This is a genomic window from Pseudarthrobacter sp. RHLT1-30-1, assembly GCF_059383415.1.
Genome location: NZ_JBWZCG010000021.1, coordinates 61,971 through 83,264, shown reverse-complemented (window position 1 = coordinate 83,264; position 21,294 = coordinate 61,971). Strand labels below are relative to the sequence as shown.

Sequence of the window (21,294 nt, the reverse complement as noted above, 5' to 3'; positions counted from 1 at the left end):
CGAGGGCGGGATCGGCCCGTACCCGTCCAGCATCGCCGGTTCCTCGGTAGCGCCCAGCAGGGACATCACCGGGACGGTGATCAGGACCTGCGCCCGCGGCGACGGCACACCCCCACCCTCCCCATCAGCGCCGGTGGAACCGGGGCCGGTGGTGAGGAGCCAGGTCGCGGCGATGTCGGCGCGGAGCTGGGTCAGGGTGCGCGCCTCGGCCGGGCCCTGCAGGGCGCGGGCCGCGGCGGTGCTCCGGTCCCAGATCCCCGCCGCAGTATCGGCCGGCAAGTAGGCGGAGAACCAGGCCATCCCGTCGCAGTCCGGGCGGAACTCGACCCGCCGGTCGGCCACACCCTTGGCGTGGCGGGCCTCGATGCTGTCCGCGTGGTGGCGTTCCCGCCAGGTCCGGGCCTTGGCCCGCAACCGGCCCGGGACGAGCTCCCCGGCCGGACAGCCCCGGGCCGGGTTCGGCGCGTCGGGGTCCAGGAAGTGCGCTTCCAGCGCCGCCGCCCCGGCCGCGTCCAGGTTCGTGGTTTCGTCCACCATGACCCTCGCGTGCGCCCAGGAAATCGTCCCCGCACTCAGCGCCGCCATCGTCAGGGGCAAGTCTTTGGTCAGGGCCGCGCATTCGCCCAGGAACGCCCCCGCGGTCGCCTCGCTCACGGTCAGGACACACGCGATCTCCGCTGTCAGCGCGAGTTCAAGGCGCCTCCCATGGAGCTGGGTATCCGCCGGGGCCGCCATGGCTTCGGTGGCCCGCCGATAGGTTGCCGCCAGCTGGACCTTCCGCGCAGCGGCCCGCGCCTCCCACCGGACCATATCGGCCAGTCCATCCAGGCAATCATCCGCCAGAACCCGCAACGGATCCTCCCACCACGGGCCGGCATCCCGACCCTCGGGATCAGTGCCGGACGGGCCAGCCCGTCCGGCGCTCACCGGGGTGACGGAATCCAGCGCAGCGGTCAACGCCGCGACAGCCGCCAGTGCCTCCTGACCCTCCGCAATCCAGTCCGCACTCTCCATACCTCCAGAATATCGAGGGACCGCGACGGCCAGCCGACCGGAAACAGGCTATGTGGATAACTCGACCGCGCAGTCTGCGGATGCCTCACTCAGTGCCGGCAAAGCATCCCCAGTAAGTCCAGCGAACAAATCCAGCCTTACCGGCGTTTCTTTGGAGCACGTCGCACGGCCGCCGGGCGAAGCCTGCGCAACAACACCTCCGCACGACAGCCGCCGCCGTCCCGGCCCGCGCCCCACCGGCCCCTGCCGTCCCGGGCACTGCCGCAGGCTCAGTAGACTTGAACTGTGGCAGATCCAGCGAGTTACCGACCCCAGACGGGTGAGATTCCGACCAATCCGGGCGTGTACCGCTTCCGCGACCCGCACGGCCGGGTCATCTATGTCGGCAAGGCCAAGAACCTCCGTGCACGGCTGAACTCGTATTTCGCCAACCCGGCCGGGCTGCTGCCCAAAACCTATGCGATGGTCCACACGGCCAGCAGTGTGGAGTGGACCGTCGTCGGCAGCGAACTCGAATCGCTGCAGCTCGAATACACCTGGATCAAGGAATTCAAGCCCCGGTTCAACGTGATGTTCCGGGATGACAAGAGCTACCCGTACCTGGCTGTGTCGATGGGGGAGAAGTACCCGCGCGTCCAGGTCCTGCGCGGCGAGCGGCGCAAGGGCACCCGCTACTTCGGGCCCTACACCGCCGGAGCGATCCGGGACACCATGGACACCCTGCTGCGCGTGTTCCCGGTCCGCAGCTGCAGCGCCGGCGTCCTGAAACGGGCCGAAGCCAGTGGCCGGCCCTGCCTGCTCGGCTACATCGACAAGTGCGCGGCACCCTGCGTCGGCCGCATCTCGGCCGAGGACCACCGCGCCCTGGCCGAGGACTTCTGCACCTTCATGGGCGGCGAAGCCAAGCCGTTCGTCACCCGGCTGGAAAAGGACATGGCAGCCGCCGTGGCGGAACTGGACTACGAACGGGCGGCCCGGATCCGTGACGACATCGTCGCGCTCAAAAAGGTCTTTGAACGCAACGCCGTGGTCCTGGCCGAGGGCACCGACGCCGACGTCTTCGCCCTGCACGAGGACGAGCTCGAGGCTGCCGTGCAGGTCTTCCACGTCCGCGGCGGCCGGATCCGCGGCCAGCGCGGCTGGGTCGTCGAAAAGGTCGAGGACTCCACAACCCCGGACCTCGTCGAGCACCTGCTCCAGCAGGTCTACGGCGAGGAGGCCGGCCTGCAGGGCAGGCTGCCCCGCGAGGTCCTCGTCCCGACGGAGCCCAGCAACGCCGCGGAACTGGCGCTCTGGCTCGGCGGCCTGCGCGGCGCCCGGGTGGATATCCGCGTGCCGCAGCGCGGGGACAAGGCCGCGCTGCTGTCCACCGTCCGGGAAAACGCCGAACATGCCCTCAAGCTGCACAAATCCCGGCGCGCCGGCGATCTGACCCTCCGGTCCCAGGCGCTGCAGGAATTGCAGGAGGCCCTGGAGCTGCCCATCGCGCTGATGCGGATCGAATGCTACGACATCTCGCATGTCCAGGGCACCAACGTCGTCGGATCCATGGTGGTGGTCGAGGACGGACTGCCGAAGAAGTCCGAGTACCGGAAGTTCTCCGTCACCGGCGCCGCCGCGACGGATGACACCGCTGCAATGCACGACGTGCTGACCCGGCGTTTCCGGAACTACCTGCAGGAGAAGTCCGTCCTGGCCGACGCCGCCCGCCAGCCCGGGCATCAGGCCCTGCTCAACGCCGTGGCCGACGCCGCCGTCGCGCCGTCCGCTTCCCCGGTAGCCGTCGCTGATACCACCACCCCGGCGCCCCGGACCAAGTTCGCTTACCCGCCCAACCTCGTCGTCGTCGACGGCGGCAAGCCCCAGGTCAACGCGGCCGCCCGTGCCCTGGCCGAACTGGGCATCGACGATGTCTACGTCGTCGGGCTCGCGAAACGGCTTGAGGAGGTCTGGCTGCCGGACAGCGACTTCCCGGTGATCCTGCCCCGCGCCTCGGCCGGGCTGTACCTGCTGCAGCGCGTCCGCGACGAGGCGCACCGCTTCGCGATCTCCTTCCACCGGCAGAAGCGCGGCAAGGCCATGACCGTCTCAGCGCTCGACGGCGTGCCCGGCCTCGGCGACTCCAAGCGCAAGGCCCTGCTCGCCCAGTTCGGCTCCGTCAAGAGCATCAGGACGGCCAGCGTCGAGGAACTCACCGATGCCAAGGGCATCGGCCCGTCCCTGGCCGCGGCGATCGTCCGGCACTTCACCGACGACGGCGAGGGGGCCACCACCGCGCCCGCCATCAACATGACCACGGGCGAAATCCTGGAGACTTAGCTAGCACCGGCAATCTTAGCTAGGGTAAGGACTTGGGAAACGGCACGCGCGGCGATTGAGCCGCACCACCGGCCCTTACCCGTCAGCGGTAGGGAACAACAGCACAGCAGAACGGGGCTTCACTGATGGCAGAGTCGACGGCAGGATCCGGAACGGAGTCGGACGGCATGACGCCGGTCAAACCCGTCGAGGCCGAACTGCTCGTGGTGACGGGTATGTCGGGAGCCGGCCGGAGCACCGCCGCGGACGCCCTGGAGGACCACGGCTGGTACGTGGTGGAAAACCTTCCCCCGCAGATGCTCGGCACCCTCGCCGAAATCGTGTCGCACGCCCCGGGTTCCATCTCCAAGCTCGCCGTCGTGATGGACGTCCGCAGCAAAGAACTGTTCGCGGACATCCGCGCTTCCCTGCGCAACCTCGAAGCCAGCGGAGTCGGGTTCCGGGTCCTGTTCCTCGACGCCACCGACGACGTCCTGGTCCGGCGTTTCGAGCAGGGCCGGCGCCCGCACCCGCTGCAGGCCGGCGGCAGGATCCTCGACGGCATCGCCGCGGAACGCGAACTGCTGCAGGAACTCCGCACCTCCGCCGACATTGTCCTGGACACCTCCACGCTGAACGTCCATGGCCTCGCCACCGCGATCACCGAGCTGTTCAGCGAGACCGGCCCCGTCGCGCTCCGGCTCAACGTGATGAGCTTCGGCTTCAAATACGGGCTCCCGGTCGACGCCAACTTCGTCGCCGACGCCCGCTTCATCCCCAACCCGCACTGGGTCCCGGCGCTGCGCCCGCACACCGGGCTGGACCAGGACGTCAGCGACTATGTGCTGCAGGGGCAGGGCGTCAGCAACTTCGTGGAACGCTACGTGCTGGCCCTCGAACCGGTCCTGGACGGCTACCGGCGCGAGAACAAGCACTACGCCACCATCGCCGTCGGCTGCACCGGCGGCAAGCACCGCTCCGTCGCCGTCGCCGTGGAACTGTCACGCCGGCTCGCGCAGTACCCCCGCGTCACCGTGACCACCACGCACCGGGACCTGGGCCGCGAGTAATGGCACTGCTCACCGGACCGCTGCCACTCGTCCCGCCGGCCAGCGCGGCCTTCGCCAGCCAGCAGGACAAGGTACCGTCCGTCGTCGCGCTCGGCGGCGGCCACGGCCTCGCCGCCTCGCTGTCGGCGCTGCGCCTGCTCACCTCTGAACTGACGGCCATCGTCACCGTCGCGGACGACGGCGGCTCCTCCGGGCGGCTGCGCGAGGAGTACGGCGTCCTGCCGCCCGGCGACCTCCGGATGGCGCTCTCCGCGCTCTGCGACGACACCGACTGGGGCCGCACCTGGCGCGATGTGATGCAGCACCGCTTCGCCCCCGGCAAGGGCCGCGGCGGCTCCCTGGACGAGCACGCCATGGGCAACCTGCTGATCGTGACGCTCTGGGAACTCCTGGGCGACACCGTGGCCGGCCTCAAATGGGCCGGCGCGCTGCTGGGTGCCCGCGGGGAGGTGCTGCCGATGTCCAGCGTCCCGCTGACCATTGAGGGCCAGGTCCGGGTCACCGCCCCGGACGGCAGCACGGCGCTGCAGACCCTGACCGGACAGGCAAAATGCGCCGTCGCCGGCTCACTGGAAAAGGTCCGGCTCCTGCCGGAGAACGCTCCCGCCTGCACCGAGGCGCTCACCGCGATCGAACTGGCCGACTGGGTCATTCTCGGCCCCGGTTCCTGGTACACCTCCGTCCTGCCGCACCTGCTGCTGCCGGAAATGCGTGAGGCGCTCTGCAACACGGCCGCCCGCCGCTGCCTCACCATGAACCTCGCCACGGACACCAAGGAAACCCTCGGCATGTCCGCCGCGGACCACCTGCGGGTGCTCCGCGAGTACGCGCCGGACTTCAGCATCGACGTCGTCCTGGCCGATCCGGCCGCCGTCGCCGACCGCGCCGACTTCGAACGGGCGGCCGGGATGCTGGGCGCGGAGGTGGTGTTGGGTAAAGTGGGGGCGTCGAGCCGCCGGCCGATCCACGACCCGCTGCGTCTGGCCACGGCGTACCACGACATTTTCGGGAACAGGTAGGAAAGTGCCATGGCACTGACAGCATCAGTCAAGGAAGAACTTTCCCGGCTGGACATCAAGAAGTCCTCGGTCCGCAAGGCTGAGGTGTCCTCCATGCTCCGCTTCGCCGGGGGGCTCCACATCATCTCCGGCCGGATCGTGATCGAGGCCGAAGTCGACCTCGCCTCGACCGCGCGTCGGCTGCGTGCCGCCATCGCCGAGGTCTACGGGCACCAAAGCGAAATCATCGTTGTGTCCGGCGGCGGCCTGCGCCGCGGCAGCCGCTACGTCGTCCGGGTGGTGCGCGACGGCGAAGCCCTCGCCCGACAGACCGGGCTGCTGGACGCCCGCGGACGCCCGGTCCGCGGCCTGCCTTCCGTGGTCGTGAACGGGTCCGCCGCCGACGCCGAGGCCGTCTGGCGTGGCGCCTTCCTGGCCCACGGTTCCCTCACCGAGCCCGGCCGGTCCTCCGCCATGGAGGTCACCTGCCCCGGGCCCGAATCCGCCCTCGCGCTGGTTGGCGCCGCCCGCAGGCTTGGCATCCAGGCCAAGGCCCGCGAGGTCAGGGGAGTGGACCGGGTGGTGATCCGCGACGGCGACACGATCGCGGCGCTGCTGACCCGGATGGGCGCCCATGATGCGCTGATGGTCTGGGAGGAGCGGCGGATGCGCAAGGAAGTCCGCGCCACCGCCAACCGGCTGGCCAACTTCGACGACGCCAACCTGCGGCGTTCGGCGCAGGCCGCCGTCGCCGCCGGCGCCCGGGTGGACCGGGCCCTGGAAATCCTCGGCGACGACGTCCCGGACCACCTGAAGTACGCCGGCGAGCTGCGGGTTGCCCACAAACAGGCCAGTCTGGACGAACTCGGCCGGCTGGCTGACCCCGTGATGACCAAGGACGCCATCGCCGGCCGGATCCGCCGCCTGCTGGCGATGGCGGACAAACGCGCCCAGGACCTGGGCATCCCCGGCACAGAAGCCAATGTGACGCCGGAAATGCTGGACGAGTAGCCTCTGCCGGGAAACACCAGCAGAATCGGATCGGGGCCAGCGGGAATACCTCAGGGGGACCGGAGGCTATGCCCACTGGATCCCGATCCAGAGACTTCCGGGTGCCAAAACATCCGGATGCACAATCCGAGAGTTACAAAACGGACAACCAGTCCACGACATTGGAGGATTTTGTGACCGAATACGTACTGCCCGAACTGGACTATGACTACGCCGCCCTGGAGCCCCACATCTCCGCGCGGATCATGGAGCTGCACCACAGCAAGCACCACGCCACCTACGTGGCCGGCGCCAACAACGCCCTCGCCCAGCTGGCCGAGGCACGCGAAAAGGGCGACTTCGCCAACATCAACCGCCTGTCCAAGGACCTTGCGTTCCACACCGGCGGCCACATCAACCACTCCGTGTTCTGGAAGAACCTCTCCCCGGACGGCGGCGACAAGCCCGAAGGTGAGCTCGCGGCCGCCATCGACGACGCGTTTGGCTCCTTCGACGCGTTCCGCGCGCAGTTCACCGCCGCGGCCCTTGGCCTGCAGGGCTCCGGCTGGGGCTTCCTGGCCTACGAGCCGATCGGCGGCAACCTGGTCATCGAGCAGCTCTACGACCAGCAGGGCAACGTCGCGCTCGGCACCACCCCGCTGCTGATGCTCGACATGTGGGAGCACGCCTTCTACCTTGACTACGTCAACGTCAAGGCCGACTACGTCAAGGCCTTCTGGAACATCGTCAACTGGGCCGACGTCGCCAAGCGCTTCGACGCCGCCCGCAAGAACGCCACCGGCCTCATCACGTTCTAACACCGTTACGGCGCCGCGGCGGCCCGGGAGGGCCGCCGTTCACGCGCCTGTAACAAAGCTCACAATTCGGGCCGTTCGGCCCAAAACGTGGACGGTCTGCCCTTGCACTTGCGGGGGCAGACCAAGTTAAACGTAAGATAGGTCACGGAAGGCGGTTAGCCTTCAGCAATGTGGCTGGTCGCCCTCCGATCTGTAATCATCTCTGCCCAATGGCGTGCGGGATCTGTTAGTTGGCTTGAACGCCTTCTCAACTAATCGTGCTTGCAAAAGCACCAAGGAGACTGAAAACGTGACCACCCGTATTGGTATCAACGGCTTCGGCCGTATTGGCCGCAACTACTTCCGCGCCGCACTTGCCCAGGGGGCAGACCTCGAGATCGTTGCCGTCAACGACCTCACCAGCCCGGAAGCACTGGCCCACCTCTTCAAGTACGACTCCGTGGGCGGGCGCCTGCAGGAGAGCATCGAAGTCAAGGACGGCAACATCATCGTTGACGGCAAGACCGTCAAGGTCCTCGCCGAGCGCGATCCGGCCAAACTTCCCTGGGGCGAGCTCGGCGTCGACATCGTGATCGAATCCACCGGTTTCTTCACCAAGGCCGCCGACGCGCAGAAGCACATCGACGCCGGCGCCAAGAAAGTCCTGATCTCCGCCCCCGCCTCGGACGAGGACATCACGATCGTGATGGGCGTCAACGACAAGCTCTACGACCCGGCCGCGCACCACATCATCTCCAACGCCTCCTGTACCACCAACTGCCTCGGCCCGCTGGCCAAGGTTGTCAACGACGCCTTCGGCATCGAGCGCGGCCTGATGACCACGATCCACGCCTACACGGCCGACCAGAACCTGCAGGACGGCCCGCACAAGGACCTCCGCCGCGCCCGCGCCGCCGCCATCAACATGGTCCCCACCTCCACCGGTGCGGCCAAGGCAATCGGCCTGGTGCTGCCGGAACTCAAGGGCAAGCTCGACGGCTACGCCATCCGCGTCCCGGTGCCCACCGGCTCCGCGACCGACCTGACCGTCGTCGTCTCCCGGGAGACCACCGTCGCGGAAGTCAACGCCGCGCTGAAGGCTGCCTCCGAGTCGGACGAGCTCAAGGGCCTGCTGACCTACACCGACGAACCGATTGTCTCCTCAGACATCGTCGGCGACCCGGCGTCCTCCATCTTCGACTCCGGCCTGACCAAGGTGATCGGGAACCAGGTCAAGGTTGTTTCCTGGTATGACAACGAATGGGGCTACTCGAACCGCCTCGTGGACCTCACGGAGCTCGTCGCAGCCAAGCTGGGCTAGGGTAAGACTCATGACATTCCACACCCTCGACGAACTGATCGCTGATGGTGTCCGCGGGCGGTACGTTCTGGTCAGAAGTGACCTGAACGTGCCGCTCGACGGCTCTTCAGTCACTGACGACGGCCGCATCAAGGCCTCCCTGCCAGTGCTGGCGAAGCTCACGGACGCCGGTGCCCGCGTGCTGGTCACAGCACACCTTGGCCGCCCCAAGGGCGCCCCGGACGAAAAGTATTCGCTCAAGCCCGCCGCGGCGCGGCTGGCCGAACTCGCCCCGTTCAAGGTCTCCCTCGCGGACGACACCGTCGGGGACGCCGCCAAGGCGTCCGCCGCCGCGCTGCAGGACGGCGAAGCCCTCATCCTTGAGAACGTGCGCTTCGACGCCCGCGAGACCGCCAAGGACGGCGCCGAACGCGGCGCCTTCGCGGACGAGCTGGTGGCCCTCACCGGGTCCAATGGCGCCTTCGTGGACGATGCCTTCGGCGCCGTGCACCGCAGGCACGCCAGTGTGTACGACGTCGCCACCCGGCTGCCGTCGTACCAGGGCGACCTGGTGCGCACCGAGGTCGAGGTGCTGCGCAAGCTCACCGCCGACACGCAGCGTCCCTATGTTGTGGTGCTGGGCGGTTCCAAGGTCTCGGACAAGCTCGCCGTGATCGACAACCTCATCGGCAAGGCCGACACCATCCTCGTCGGGGGTGGCATGTTGTTCACGTTCCTCGCCGCCGCAGGCCACAAGGTGGCCGGCAGCCTGCTGGAACAGGACCAGATCCCGGTCGTGCAGGAGTACCTCAAGCGCGCCGCGGCTGCCGGCACCGAATTCGTGGTGCCCACCGACGTCGTGGTGGCCAGCAAGTTCGCCGCCGCCGCCGACCATGAAACGGTGCGGGCCGAGGCCATTGAAGAGAGCAGCTTCGGCGCCCAGGGCATTGGGCTGGACATCGGACCGGAATCGGCCGCTGCCTTCGCGGGACGGATCAAGGGCGCCAAAACGGTGTTCTGGAACGGCCCCATGGGTGTGTTCGAGTTCCCGGCGTTCGCCGCCGGCACCCGGGCCATCGCCCAGGCGCTGACCGAGACGGACGCGTTCACGGTGGTTGGCGGCGGCGACTCTGCCGCCGCGGTCCGCACCCTCGGCTTCGCCGACGACCAGTTCGGGCACATTTCCACCGGCGGCGGCGCCAGCCTCGAGTACCTTGAAGGCAAGGAACTCCCCGGCCTGAGCGTTCTGGACCGCTAGACCCGCCAGCCGGCAGGGTGCCCCTCCCAGGATGGGGCACCCTGCCGGCTGTTCCCCTGCTATGAACAATCTGGAGACCACGTGACCACGTCAACGAACGGCAAATTCGACCGCACGCCCTTCATCGCGGGCAACTGGAAGATGAACATGGACCATGTCCAGGGCATCACGCTGCTGCAGAAGCTCGCCTGGACTCTGTCCGACGCCAAGCATGACTACAGCCGGGTGGAGGTCGCTGTGTTCCCTCCCTTCACCGATCTCCGCGGCGTCCAGACCCTGGTCCAGGGCGATGAACTCAAAGTCGTCTACGGCGGCCAGGATCTGTCCCCGTTCGACTCCGGCGCGTACACCGGCGACATCTCCGGTCACTTCCTCGGCAAGCTTGGCTGCGCCTACGTCCTGGTCGGCCACAGCGAACGCCGCACCATCCACCACGAGACCGACGAGGTCCTGAACGCCAAGACCAAGGCCGCTTTCCGGCACGGCATCACCCCGGTGCTCTGCGTCGGCGAAGGCCTGGAAATTCGGCAGGCCGGGACGCATGTCGAGCACACGCTCACCCAGCTGCGCGCCGGCGTCGAGGGCCTCACCCCGGAGCAGGCCGGCCAGCTTGTCGTCGCCTACGAGCCGGTCTGGGCCATCGGAACCGGCGAAGTTGCCGGGCCCGACGACGCCCAGGAGATGTGCGCCGCCCTCCGCGCCGAGCTCGCCACGCTGTTCGGCGCCGACGTCGCCGGCAAGACCCGGCTCCTCTACGGCGGCTCGGTCAAGGCCAACAACGCCGCCTCGATCCTGAAGGAACGCGACGTGGACGGATTGCTGGTGGGTGGTGCCAGCCTGGACGCCGCCGAGTTTGCTAATATTGTGAGGTTCGAGAGTCACCTGCTGACGGATTAGTCCGGACAGAGTAGTGGCCCCCGCAATCCAAATCTTCTGAAAGGCCGTCGTGGACGTTCTTCATGTCATTCTGCAGGTCCTCCTGGGTATCACCAGCCTCCTGCTGACCTTGCTCATCCTGCTCCACAAGGGTCGCGGTGGCGGTTTGTCCGACATGTTCGGCGGCGGCATGAGTTCCGGTCTGAGTTCCTCAGGCGTGGCCGAGCGGAACCTGAACCGCTTCACCATCATCCTCGGCGTCACATGGGGCGCCGTCATCATCGGCCTGGGCCTGATCATGCGCTTCAGCGGCGGCGGAGACTCCTAGGACGCAGTCCCAAAAAAACTTCATAAAGGGGGTCCTTGTGGCCCTGCCCGCATCGGGAACTCTCGAACTACACTGTGGCTGGCTGTCTGCCAATCCGTCCACTTCAGTAGCCAGGAGTTCCCGATGCTGCATTCCGCCTCCGGATTCCGGGGCATCCGTGTAGGAGCCACCGAAGGCGCCGCGCCGCGCCATGAGCCGCTCGACGGCGCCGCCGCCCGTACCCCGCGCATCCGCGTCAGCTACCGCTGCGCCAAGGGCCACGACACACCGTTGGTCTTCGCCCAGTTGCCCGACGACCAGATCCCCGGCGTCTGGGACTGCCGCCGCTGCGGTGGAACAGCCACCCGGGATGAGGCCCAGTTCGCGCTGGAGGATGTCCAGGTCGAGGGCTACAAAAGCCACCTGGAGTACGTTAAAGAGCGGCGCTCCAGCCAGGACGCCGAAGACGTGCTGGCCGGAGCGCTGGAGAGACTGCGCGCCAGCCGGGCCCTCCCGGAGGAATAGCCGGCGGGTGGTCCCGGAGCTAGCCCTTCCGGACGAGCTGTGCCGGTACCCGGGCTGCCGCGTTTTCGTCGATCAGCCACAGCGTTTCATTCCGGCCCTGTGGACCGGCCGCCGGGACCTGCACCGGGTTGGCGCCGGCGAGGGCCAGCCCCACGGCACCGGCCTTGTCCTCGCCGGCGACGACCATCCAGATCTCCGACGCCGTGTTGATCGCCGGCAGTGTCAGCGAAATCCGCTCCGGCGGCGGTTTGGGGGAGTTGCGGACCCCGACCACGGAGAGTTCCTTTTCCCGGATGCCGGCCTGCTCCGGGAACAGCGACGCGACGTGCGCGTCCGGCCCCACCCCGAGCAGGACAATGTCGAAGCGGGGGAGCGCGGCCGGACGTTCGGGCCGGTCATCGGACATATCGGCCGAGTGTTCCGCGGCCGCCGCCTCACCGAGCCGGCGGGCGTAGTCCGCGGCCGCCTCCTCCGGAGAGCCGAACTCCCCGGTGGCGCCGGGGACGTGGATCCGGGCCGGGTCCGCGTTGATGTGCCCCAGCAGTGCTTCGTGGGCCTGCACTGCGTTGCGCTCCGGGTCGTCGGCCGCGACGAAGCGTTCGTCGCCCCACCAGAAGTTGACCTTGGACCAGTCGACGGCGGGACAGGCCGGCGACTCCGCCACCGCCTTGAGCGAGCCAATGCCCATCGACCCTCCGGTCAGCACCACCGTCGCCTCGCCGTATTTGTCCTGGATGTCCACGAGTTTGGTGATCAGGCGGGCCGCGATGGCGGCCATCAGGACGGTCGAGTCGGGATGGATGCTTACTCTCGGGTCAGCGCTCACTGGGACGGACACTCCTTAGATTGGTACGTGGCAGTCCCATAGTAATCACTTCACCGAACACTTCGTCGGGGTCGAGGCGGCGGAGTTCTTCGGCGAGGCAGTCCTTCAGGCTCCGGCGTGGCAGTGAGATCCGCTGTACCGGCTGCCCGGGCTGGCTCAGTTCCGCCACGGTAAGGCCGGGCCGGAAGAGCTGCACGTCGCCGCCGGTGCGGGACAGCCGCACGCGCCGGATCCCGGTGCCGGCGGGGTCCGCGACGATCGTGACGGGTGCGTCGAGGGCCAGGGTGAGCCAGGCCGCCAGCAGGATCGTGGAGGGTGAGTCGGACGCGCCTTCGACCGCGACCGCCGTCACCGGTCCGCCGTCCACCTGGTCCAGGGCCGCGGCGAGCTGGATCCGCCAGTTGGTCAGCCGGGTCCAGGCCAGGTCCGTGTCACCGGCCTTGTAGGTGCGGCGGATGTTGTCCAGCGCGCGCTGCGGATCGCTCTCGTTGGCCGAGTCCGTGATCCTGCGGTGCGCGATCCGGCCGATCGACGTCTCGCAGGCGTTTTTCGGTGCGCCGTGCGGCCACCAGGCTACAATCGGCGCGTCCGGCAGCAGCAGGGCGGCGACGAGCGATTCGCTTTCCTCGGCAAGTTCACCGTAGCCGCGGAGCAGGATGACCTCGGAAGCGCCGGCGTCGCCGCCCACCCGGATCTGCGCGTCGAGCCGGGTCGGCGCCGACGCGCCGGCGTCGGCGAGGACGATGATCCGGCACGGGTGTTCGCGGCTGGCCTCGTTGGCCGCTTCGATGGCTTCCTCTTCCAGCCCGGACTTGGTGACCACCACGAGGGTCAGCACCCGGCCCAGGGCAATCACGCCGCCCTGCTCGCGCAGCGCCATGATTTTCTTGGAGATCTTGGAGGTGGTGGTGTCGGGCAGGTTTACGATCATGGCCTTCTCCAGGTTCGTCCGTCGCTGGCCAGCAGCTCGTCGGCGGCGGCCGGTCCCCAGCTTCCGGGGGCGTAGGGTTCGGGCTGTTCGTCCAGGGACGCCCAGTATTCCTCGAACGGGTCGAGGATCTTCCAGGACAGCTCGACTTCCGCGTGCCGGGGAAACAGCGGCGGTTCGCCGAGGAGCACATCGAGGATGAGGCGTTCGTACGCTTCCGGGCTGGACTCGGTGAAGGAGTGGCCGTAGCCGAAGTCCATCGTGACGTCGCGGACTTCCATCTGCGTGCCGGGGACCTTGGAGCCGAACCGGATGGTGGCGCCCTCGTCGGGCTGGACCCGGATCACGACGGCGTTCTGGCCGAAGTCGTCCTCGCCGTGGTCGGTGAAGAGGAGGTTGGGGGCGCGTTTGAACACGACGGCGATCTCGGTGACCCGCCGGCCCAGCCGCTTGCCGGCGCGCAGGTAGAACGGCACCCCGGACCAGCGGCGGGTGTTGATGTCCACCCGGATCGCGGCGAAGGTTTCCGTTTTGGAGTCAGCCGGGATGCCTTCTTCCTGCAGGTAGCCGACAACCTTTTCGCCGCCCTGCCAGCCGCCGGTGAACTGCCCGCGCGCAGAGTGCGTGGAGAGATCCTCGGGCAGCCGGACCGCGGCCAGGACCTTTTCCTTCTCGGCGCGGAGGTCATCGGCGTTGAACGAAATCGGCTCCTCCATCGCGGTCAGCGCGAGCAGCTGCAGCAGGTGGTTCTGGATGACGTCGCGGGCCGCGCCGACGCCGTCGTAGTAGCCCGCCCGGCCGCCGGTGCCGATGTCCTCGGCCATGGTGATCTGGACGTGGTCGACGTAGTTCGCGTTCCACAACGGCTCGAAGAGCTGGTTGGCGAAGCGCAGCGCCAGGATGTTCTGCACCGTCTCCTTGCCCAGGTAGTGGTCGATCCGGAAGACCGCGTCCGGCGGGAAGACCGACTCCACAATGTCGTTGAGCTGCCGGGCCGACTCGAGGTTGTGGCCGAACGGCTTCTCGATCACCACGCGCCGCCACTTGTCACCCTCGGCCTGGGCCAGCCCGTGCTTGGAGAGCTGCCGGCAGACCAGTTCGAAGGCGTTTGGCGGAATGGAGAGGTAGAACGCGTGGTTTCCGCGGGTTCCGCGCTGCTCATCGAGTTCGTCGATGGTTTCGGACAGCCGCTTGAAGGCGTCATCGTCGTCGAACTCGCCCTGCACGAAGCGGATCCCCTCCGAGAGCTGCTTCCAGACCGTCTCGTCGAACGGGGTGCGGGCGTAGGCCTTGACCGCTGCCTTCACCTCGGCGGCGAAGTCCTCGTTCTCCCAGTTCCGCCGCGCGAAGCCCACCAGGGCAAAACTTGGCGGCAGCAGTCCACGGTTGGCGAGGTCGTACACGGCCGGCATGAGCTTCTTGCGGGCGAGGTCCCCCGTGACCCCGAACAGGACCAGTGACGACGGTCCTGCGATGCGGTTCAGGCGGCGGTCCCGCGGGTCCCGGAGCGGGTTGCGCCCCGGGCCCGCGGACCTGCGTCCGCCGTTGTGTTTTTCTGGCATGTGGTTCGGGTGCCTTAGCTGTCGGTGGCGGGGACTGCCTGGCCGGCCAGCGTGGACACGAGGTCCCGCAGCTGGCGGACGCCGGCTGCGCGGTCCGTGAGGTGCAGCCGGAGGACCGGGCGGCCGTGGTCGGAGAGTACCTGCGCGTCGCCGGCGGCCTGGGCCGAGATCAGTTCCCCGAAGGTGAAGGGACGGTCCGGGATGGCCAGGTCGGTGGCGGCCGCGGCCGTCACCTGCAGGAAGACGCCGATCGCGGGGCCGCCCTTGTGGAACTGCCCGGTGGAGTGCAGGAAACGCGGTCCCCAGCCAAAGGTCACGGGGCGGCCGCTGACGGCGGCCAGCTGGTCCCGGACACCCTCGAGGGATGCGTAGGCGAGCCGGTCGAAGTAGGCCTGGACACTGAGGTAGTTGTCCGGACCGACCTCGGCAAGCAGGGCGCTGACGGCCTCGGCCGCAGTGCCGGCGCCGCCGAGCCATTCCCCGCCGCGGACCTCGATGGCGCCGTCGGTGAAGTTGGCCGGCGTCGGTTCCGGCTGCGCGTCGAGCAGTCCGCGGGCGGCCACCTTGGCGGCTTCGACGTCGGGCTGGTCGTAGGGGTTGATGCCGAGCAGCCGTCCCGCGACCGCGGTGGCGAACTCCCACGTCATCATCTGGGTGGGCAGGCCGCCGGCGATCGCGACCTCGTTCGCGCCCAGTTCGACGTCGGCGTCCGCCGCGACGAGGCGCACCACCAGGACGTCGGGGGCCCCGAGGGTCGCCTCCGGGGAGGATGGCCCGGCGACGACCGGCAGCACGCCGGTGCCGAGCTTGCCGGTGGATTCGGCGATGAGCTGCTCGGCCCAGTCCGCGAAGCCGGCGATCCCCGAGCCGTCCTCGGCGATCACGATCTTGTTGCGCAGCGGGTTCGTGCCGCCCAGCGCGGAGCCGAGGGCGAGGCCGATGTTCTCCTCGCCGTCCTCGTTGAGGACCTCGGCGGCTTCCTCCGCCTCATCCAGGAACGCCTGGATGTCCACGCCGGCCAGGCCGCACGGCACCATCCCGAACGCGGTGAGCGCCGAGTAGCGCCCGCCGACGGTGGGGTCGGCGTTGAACACGGCACGGTAACCGGCCGCGCGGGAGGACTTGTCCAGCGGGGACCCCGGATCGGTGACGATGATGATCCGGCTCTTCGCGTCGAGTCCGGCCTCGGTGAAGGCTTGCTCGAAGACCCGTCGCTGGGAATCCGTCTCCAGGGTGGACCCGGACTTCGAGGACACCACAATCGCGGTTTCGGCCAGCCGGTCCGCGAGGGTCGCGGCGACCTGTTCCGGATCGGTGCTGTCCAGCACGGTCAGCTCGACGCCGGCGGTACCGGCGATGACCTCGGGGGCCAGCGAGGAGCCGCCCATGCCGCACAGGACGATCCGGCTGACGCCCTCGGCGCGCAGGGCATCGCGGAGTGCCATGATGTCGGCGACGAGGGCCTGGGAGACGGTGGCCGCCTCGACCCAGCCGAGCCGGACGGACGCCTCGGCCTCGGCGTCGGGACCCCAGAGGGTGGCGTCCTTGGCGAAGATCCGGGTGGCGACCTTGTCTTCCAGCAGGGCGGGAAGGTGCTGTTCGTGGGCGAGGCGGGCGGCGCCCGTGGCGTCGTAGCTGAGAGTGGTCATGGGGCTATGCGTCCTTCCGGGCAGCGGCGAGGGCTGCCTCGACATCGGCGAGGAGTTCCTTCCAGCTGGCCACGAACTTGTCGAGGCCTTCGGATTCGAGGACCGCGACGACCTCGTTGTAGGAGATCCCCAGCGCGTCGAGGGCGTTCAGCGTGGCGTTGGCGTCGTCATAGCCGCGGCTGATCGTGTTGCCCGTGACGGTGCCGTGGTCGAACGTGGCGTCGAGGGTCTTTTCCGGCATCGTGTTCACGACGCCGGGGGCGACGAGTTCCGTGACGTAGAGGGTGTCCGGGTAGGCCGGGTCCTTGACTCCGGTGGAGGCCCACAGCGGACGCTGCGGCAGGGCGCCGGCGTCGGCGAGAAGCGCCCAGCGTTCCGTGGAGAAGAGCTGCTCGTAGACCTGGTAGGCGAGGCGGGCGTTCGCCAGGCCGGCTTTGCCCTTGAGGGCGCGTGCCTCGTCGGTGCCGATCGCGTCGAGGCGCTTGTCGATTTCGGAGTCCACGCGGGAGACGAAGAACGACGCGACCGAGTGGATCGTGGAGAGGTCGTGGCCGGTTTCCTTGGCCTGCTCCAGGCCGGACTGGAAGGCGTTGATGACGGCGCGGTAGCGCTCGAGCGAGAAGATCAGCGTGACGTTGACGCTGATCCCGGCGGCCAGGGTGGCGGTGATCGCTTCCAGGCCCTCGAGGGTGGCGGGGATCTTGATCAGGACGTTGTCCTTGTTGACCTGGGCGTGGAGTTCCCTGGCCTCTTTGATCGTGTTTTCGGTGTCCCAGGCCAGGCGGGGGTCGACTTCGATCGAGACCCGTCCGTCGACTCCCTTGGTGGCCGCCGCCACCGGGGCGAAGAGGTCGCAGGCGTCGGCGACGTCGGTCGTGGTGATCGCGAAGACGGTTTCCTCGACGCTGGCGCCGGCTGAGGCCATTTCCTGGATCTTGGCGTCGTAGTCGTGGCCGGTGGTGATGGCGGCGTGGAAGATGGACGGGTTCGTGGTGACGCCGACAACGTTCTTCTCTTCGATCAGCTTGCGCAGCGTGCCGGAGGCGAGGCGGCCGCGGGAGAGGTCATCGAGCCAGATGGAGACGCCGGCGTCGGAGAGCAGTTGGGTGGGGGTAGCGGTGGGGGTGGTGTTCATGTGGAACTCCTGAAGTCTGGGGCCGCCGCCTGGTTGGGGCGGCGGCCCGGAAAGCGGGGGTGGGTCAGGCCTGGAGGCCGGCGAGGGAATCCTTGGCGGCGGCGGCGACGGCCTCCGCGGTGATGCCGAATTCCTGGAACAGGCGCTTGTAGTCTGCGGAGGCGCCGAAGTGCTCGAGGCTGATGGAGCGGCCGGCGTCGCCGACGAATTCCCTCCAGCCCAGCGCGAGGCCGGCTTCGACGGATACCCGTGCCTTGACGGCGGCCGGCAGCACCGCTTCGCGGTACGCGGCGTCCTGCTTGTTGAACCATTCAACGCACGGCATCGAGACAACCCGGGTGGGGATGCCTTCGGCCTGAAGTGTTTCGCGGGCGGTCACGGCCAGTTGCACCTCCGAGCCGGTGCCGATCAGGATGACCTGGGCGGGGGCGGTCCGGCCGTCCTGGGAGGCTTCAGCCAGGACGTAGCCGCCCTTGGCGACGCCGGCGGTGGAACCGAAGGTGTCAGCCTCGGCGTCGGACGTTCCGCGGGCGTAGGTCGGGATGTTCTGCCGGGTCAGCACGATGCCGGCCGGGTTTGCGTGGTTTTCGAGCATGACCTTCCAGGCCGCCGCGACCTCGTTCGCGTCTCCCGGGCGGACAACGTCCAGGCCCGGGATGGCCCGGAGCGAGGCGAGCTGCTCGACCGGCTGGTGCGTGGGGCCGTCTTCGCCGAGTCCGATCGAGTCGTGCGTCCAGACGTAGAGCGACGGGACGCCCATCAGGGCGCCGAGCCGGATCGCCGGGCGCTGGTAGTCGCTGAAGATCAGGAAAGTGCCGGAGAACGCGCGAGTGCGGCCGTGCAGGCTGATGCCGTTGACGATCGACGCGGCGGCGTGCTCCCGGATGCCGAAGTGCAGCACCCGGCCGTAGGGGTTGCCCTTCCAGGCAGCGGTGGACCGGGACACCGGGATGAACGACGGCGAGCCCTCGATCGTGGTGTTGTTGGACTCGGCAAGGTCGGCCGATCCGCCCCACAGCTCCGGCATGACCGGGCCGATCGCGTTCAGGACCTTGCCCGAGGCCGCACGGGTGGAGACGTCCTTGCCGGCTTCGAAGACCGGCAGGGCGGCGTCGAGTTCGGCCGGGAGCTTCTTGGCCTCGACCCGCTCCAGCAGGGCCGCGCCCTCGGGGTTGCCGGACTGCCAGGCCTCAAAGTTGTCCTGCCAGGCGGCGCGGGCCGCGGCACCGCGGTCCACGGCGTCGCGGGCGTGGGCCAGAACGTCGTCGTCGACCTGGAAGGAACGCTCCGGATCGAAGCCGAGGACCTTCTTCAGGGCCGCGACTTCCTCGGCGCCCAGGGCCGAGCCGTGGATCTTGCCGGTGTTCTGCTTCTTCGGGGCCGGGTAGCCGATGATGGTGCGCAGCGAGATGATGGAGGGCTTGCCCGTTTCGGCCTTGGCGGCCAGCAGGGCGGCGTGCAGCTCCTGCACGTCCTCCTTGTACTCGCCGGTCCGCAGCCAGTCGACCCGCTGGGTGTGCCAGCCGTAGGCCTCGTAGCGCGCCAGCACGTCTTCGGTGAACGCGACGTCGGTGTCGTCCTCGATCGAGATGTGGTTTTCGTCGTAGATCACCACGAGATTGCCGAGCTCCTGGTGCCCGGCGAGCGAGGAGGCCTCGGAGGTGACGCCTTCCTGGAGGTCGCCGTCGGAGGCGATGACCCAGATCGTGTGGTCAAACGGGCTGGTGCCGTCGGCGGCGTCGGCGTCGAACAGTCCGCGCATCCGGCGCTGGGAGTACGCGAAGCCGACCGCGGAGGCCAGGCCCTGGCCGAGCGGGCCGGTCGTGATTTCGACGCCGGCGGTGTGCTTGTACTCCGGGTGGCCCGGGGTCAGCGAACCCCAGGTGCGGAGGGCCTCGAGGTCCTTCAGTTCCAGACCGTAACCGGAAAGGAAGAGCTGGATGTACAGCGTGAGGGAAGTGTGGCCGGGGGAGAGGACGAAGCGGTCGCGTCCGAGCCAGTCGGGGTTCTTCGGGTCGTGCCGCATCAGCTTCTGGAAGAGAAGGTACGCGGCAGGAGCCAGGCTCATCGCTGTGCCCGGGTGGCCGTTACCGACCTTCTCGACGGCGTCGGCGGCCAGGACACGGATGGTGTCCACGGCGCGCTGGTCCAAATTGGTCCAGGACAGTTCTTGCTCTTCCAAATGTGGCACGAAAACCGGGCCCCTCTCTGTGCTGACGGCGGGTGGAAGGATCGGTCCCGTCCGGGGCACAGTTCGGTGCCCGCTGCGGTACGTACCAGCCGTTCACCATCGAAACGTTGATCTATCATTCAGTCGCGTGTGCGAAGGCACACCCTCAGTTGCTGCAGACGGCTGACTGCCGGCAGCTGACTAACAGGCCGTCTGGCGGCCGTTTCGGCCGTCTCCGTACGCGCTGATCTGCAGACAGCTTAGCCCTATTCCACCTGCCGGGTGCTGTACATCTCACAAAATGGACCTGATTTTCGCTTATATGAATCACCGGCGTCCGCGGCGGCCGTGAGCCCGCGTTAACCTGCGCGAATTATGGCTGCCCGACGGCGGCATCCGGCGGACAGGTCCGGGAGTGCCTTCACGGTATGATGGTTGGTGGCTACCAAAGGAGCGGGACACGCTTTTGCGCTGCGCGCGGACCCCTCCGATATGCAACCCGTGTTGCGGAACCGGCCGGACTGAACAGCCAGACAGAACAGAGTGACTGCCCCGTGAGCACAACAGATACGCCGCTGAACGCTTCCCCCCTCCGCGGAAGCGTCGGTTTCACCCGCAAAGCCAAGGCCTATCTGGCGCTCACGAAACCCCGCGTCATCGAACTCCTGCTGGTCAGCACCCTCCCGACCATGATCTTCGCGGAACGCGGCTTCCCGTCGATCGGCCTGATTCTAGCTACCCTCGTGGGCGGCGCCTTCGCCGCCGGCAGCGCCGGCGCCTTCAACTGCTACTTCGACCGCGACATCGACAAACTGATGCACCGCACCGAGAACCGGCCGCTGGTAACGGGCGAGGTGACGCCGCGGGAGGCGCTGGTCTTCTCCTGGCTCCTCGGCGCGGCATCGATCGCGATCCTCTGGTTCGGTGCCAACCCGCTCGCTGCCTGGCTCGGGGTCGGAGCCATCGTCTTCTACGTGGTCATCTACACCCTGATCCTCAAGCGCCGCACCGCGCAGAACATCGTCTGGGGCGGGGCGGCCGGCTGCTTTCCGGTGCTGATTGCCTGGGCCGCCGTCACCAACACGGTTGAGTGGCCCGCGATTGTGCTCTTTATGGTGATCTTCCTGTGGACCCCGCCGCACTACTGGCCGCTCTCCATGCGCTATGGCGAGGACTACCGCAACGCCAACGTGCCGATGCTCGGCGCGATCGCCGGGGCCAAGGTCGTCTCGGTCCAGGTGGTCCTCTACGCCTGGGCCATGGTGGCCTGCTCGCTGCTGCTGGTTCCGGCCGGCGGCGCGGGCTGGGTCTACACCGCCACCGCCGTGCTGGCCGGTGCATGGTTCCTCTACGAGTCGCACGCGCTGTTCAACCGGGCGCAGGCCGGCGACGTGTCCGACAAGGGCGCCATGAAGGTCTTCCACGGCTCGATCAGCTACCTGACCCTGCTCTTCATCGCCCTCGCCGTCGACCCGTTCATCGGTTCGCCGATCATGGCCGGCTAAGCACCCCCACCCCACCCCACGCCGGCACCCCAACCACCACAAACACCAACGCGGGGTCACTTACAGCCCATTCCGGGCGTCCGGAT

18 protein-coding genes are annotated in these 21,294 nt (G+C 68.3%); 11 read left to right on the top strand and 7 right to left on the bottom strand.

Features of this window, described 5'->3' with window-relative positions:
• Positions 1 to 1,014 (bottom strand): DUF222 domain-containing protein (locus tag AC50YM_RS15080; protein ID WP_494957765.1); only part of this gene is annotated, 1,014 nt, incomplete at its 3' end.
• A gap of 285 nt (positions 1,015 to 1,299) precedes the next feature.
• Here AC50YM_RS15080 and uvrC point away from each other — a divergent pair.
• The 10 genes from uvrC to AC50YM_RS15030 all read left to right on the top strand — a co-directional run bounded on the left by uvrC (position 1,300) and on the right by AC50YM_RS15030 (position 11,433).
• Positions 1,300 to 3,333: an excinuclease ABC subunit UvrC gene (uvrC, locus tag AC50YM_RS15075; protein ID WP_494957764.1), complete on the top strand. Its 2,034-nt coding sequence runs from the start codon at positions 1,300 to 1,302 to the stop codon at positions 3,331 to 3,333.
• Positions 3,334 to 3,458: 125 nt separating this feature from the next.
• A complete protein-coding gene (gene rapZ, locus AC50YM_RS15070) occupies positions 3,459 to 4,382 on the top strand; it encodes an RNase adapter RapZ (protein WP_494957763.1) in 924 nt (307 codons plus the stop codon).
• The gene (locus AC50YM_RS15065) at positions 4,382 to 5,401 is read left to right on the top strand and encodes a gluconeogenesis factor YvcK family protein (protein ID WP_494957762.1); all 1,020 of its coding nucleotides are present in this window, start codon (positions 4,382 to 4,384) and stop codon (positions 5,399 to 5,401) included. Before rapZ ends, AC50YM_RS15065 begins: the two co-directional genes overlap by 1 nt.
• Before the next feature lie 9 nt (positions 5,402 to 5,410).
• Entirely contained in the window at positions 5,411 to 6,391 is a 981-nt protein-coding gene (gene whiA, locus AC50YM_RS15060; RefSeq protein WP_494957761.1) for a DNA-binding protein WhiA, read from the top strand.
• 173 nt (positions 6,392 to 6,564) lie between these two features.
• Positions 6,565 to 7,188 (top strand): superoxide dismutase, encoded by a 624-nt coding sequence (locus AC50YM_RS15055; protein ID WP_494957760.1) that lies wholly within the window; start codon positions 6,565 to 6,567, stop codon positions 7,186 to 7,188.
• A gap of 289 nt (positions 7,189 to 7,477) precedes the next feature.
• Complete coding sequence (gene gap, locus AC50YM_RS15050) at positions 7,478 to 8,488, top strand: type I glyceraldehyde-3-phosphate dehydrogenase (protein WP_494957759.1); 1,011 nt, start codon at positions 7,478 to 7,480, stop codon at positions 8,486 to 8,488.
• 10 nt (positions 8,489 to 8,498) lie between these two features.
• Complete coding sequence (locus AC50YM_RS15045) at positions 8,499 to 9,725, top strand: phosphoglycerate kinase (protein ID WP_494957758.1); 1,227 nt, start codon at positions 8,499 to 8,501, stop codon at positions 9,723 to 9,725.
• A gap of 81 nt (positions 9,726 to 9,806) precedes the next feature.
• Positions 9,807 to 10,622: a triose-phosphate isomerase gene (gene tpiA / locus AC50YM_RS15040; RefSeq protein WP_494957757.1), complete on the top strand. Its 816-nt coding sequence runs from the start codon at positions 9,807 to 9,809 to the stop codon at positions 10,620 to 10,622.
• A gap of 49 nt (positions 10,623 to 10,671) precedes the next feature.
• Positions 10,672 to 10,929 carry a preprotein translocase subunit SecG gene (gene secG, locus AC50YM_RS15035; protein ID WP_494957756.1) on the top strand — a complete coding sequence of 86 codons (258 nt, stop codon included), beginning with the start codon at positions 10,672 to 10,674 and terminating at the stop codon, positions 10,927 to 10,929.
• Positions 10,930 to 11,052: 123 nt separating this feature from the next.
• Positions 11,053 to 11,433 carry an RNA polymerase-binding protein RbpA gene (locus AC50YM_RS15030; RefSeq protein WP_494957755.1) on the top strand — a complete coding sequence of 127 codons (381 nt, stop codon included), beginning with the start codon at positions 11,053 to 11,055 and terminating at the stop codon, positions 11,431 to 11,433.
• Positions 11,434 to 11,452: 19 nt separating this feature from the next.
• On the opposite strand, the gene pgl is transcribed toward AC50YM_RS15030, so the two are convergent.
• From pgl to tkt, 6 genes are all read right to left on the bottom strand, one after another.
• The gene (pgl, locus tag AC50YM_RS15025) at positions 11,453 to 12,259 is read right to left on the bottom strand and encodes a 6-phosphogluconolactonase (protein ID WP_494957754.1); all 807 of its coding nucleotides are present in this window, start codon (positions 12,257 to 12,259) and stop codon (positions 11,453 to 11,455) included.
• Positions 12,249 to 13,190: a glucose-6-phosphate dehydrogenase assembly protein OpcA gene (locus AC50YM_RS15020; RefSeq protein WP_494957753.1), complete on the bottom strand. Its 942-nt coding sequence runs from the start codon at positions 13,188 to 13,190 to the stop codon at positions 12,249 to 12,251. Before AC50YM_RS15020 ends, pgl begins: the two co-directional genes overlap by 11 nt.
• Positions 13,187 to 14,749: a glucose-6-phosphate dehydrogenase gene (gene zwf / locus AC50YM_RS15015; protein WP_494957752.1), complete on the bottom strand. Its 1,563-nt coding sequence runs from the start codon at positions 14,747 to 14,749 to the stop codon at positions 13,187 to 13,189. The genes AC50YM_RS15020 and zwf overlap by 4 nt, the downstream gene beginning before the upstream one ends.
• A 14-nt stretch (positions 14,750 to 14,763) precedes the next feature.
• Complete coding sequence (locus AC50YM_RS15010) at positions 14,764 to 16,398, bottom strand: phosphoglucose isomerase-related protein (RefSeq protein ID WP_494957751.1); 1,635 nt, start codon at positions 16,396 to 16,398, stop codon at positions 14,764 to 14,766.
• Between the two features lie 4 nt (positions 16,399 to 16,402).
• Positions 16,403 to 17,533 (bottom strand): transaldolase, encoded by a 1,131-nt coding sequence (gene tal, locus AC50YM_RS15005; protein WP_494957750.1) that lies wholly within the window; start codon positions 17,531 to 17,533, stop codon positions 16,403 to 16,405.
• Positions 17,534 to 17,597: 64 nt separating this feature from the next.
• The gene (gene tkt / locus AC50YM_RS15000; RefSeq protein ID WP_494957749.1) at positions 17,598 to 19,715 is read right to left on the bottom strand and encodes a transketolase; all 2,118 of its coding nucleotides are present in this window, start codon (positions 19,713 to 19,715) and stop codon (positions 17,598 to 17,600) included.
• Positions 19,716 to 20,257: 542 nt separating this feature from the next.
• On the opposite strand from tkt, the gene AC50YM_RS14995 reads away from it, so the two are divergent.
• The gene (locus AC50YM_RS14995) at positions 20,258 to 21,208 is read left to right on the top strand and encodes a heme o synthase (RefSeq protein WP_494957748.1); all 951 of its coding nucleotides are present in this window, start codon (positions 20,258 to 20,260) and stop codon (positions 21,206 to 21,208) included.
• The last annotated feature ends 86 nt before the right edge of the window (positions 21,209 to 21,294 follow it).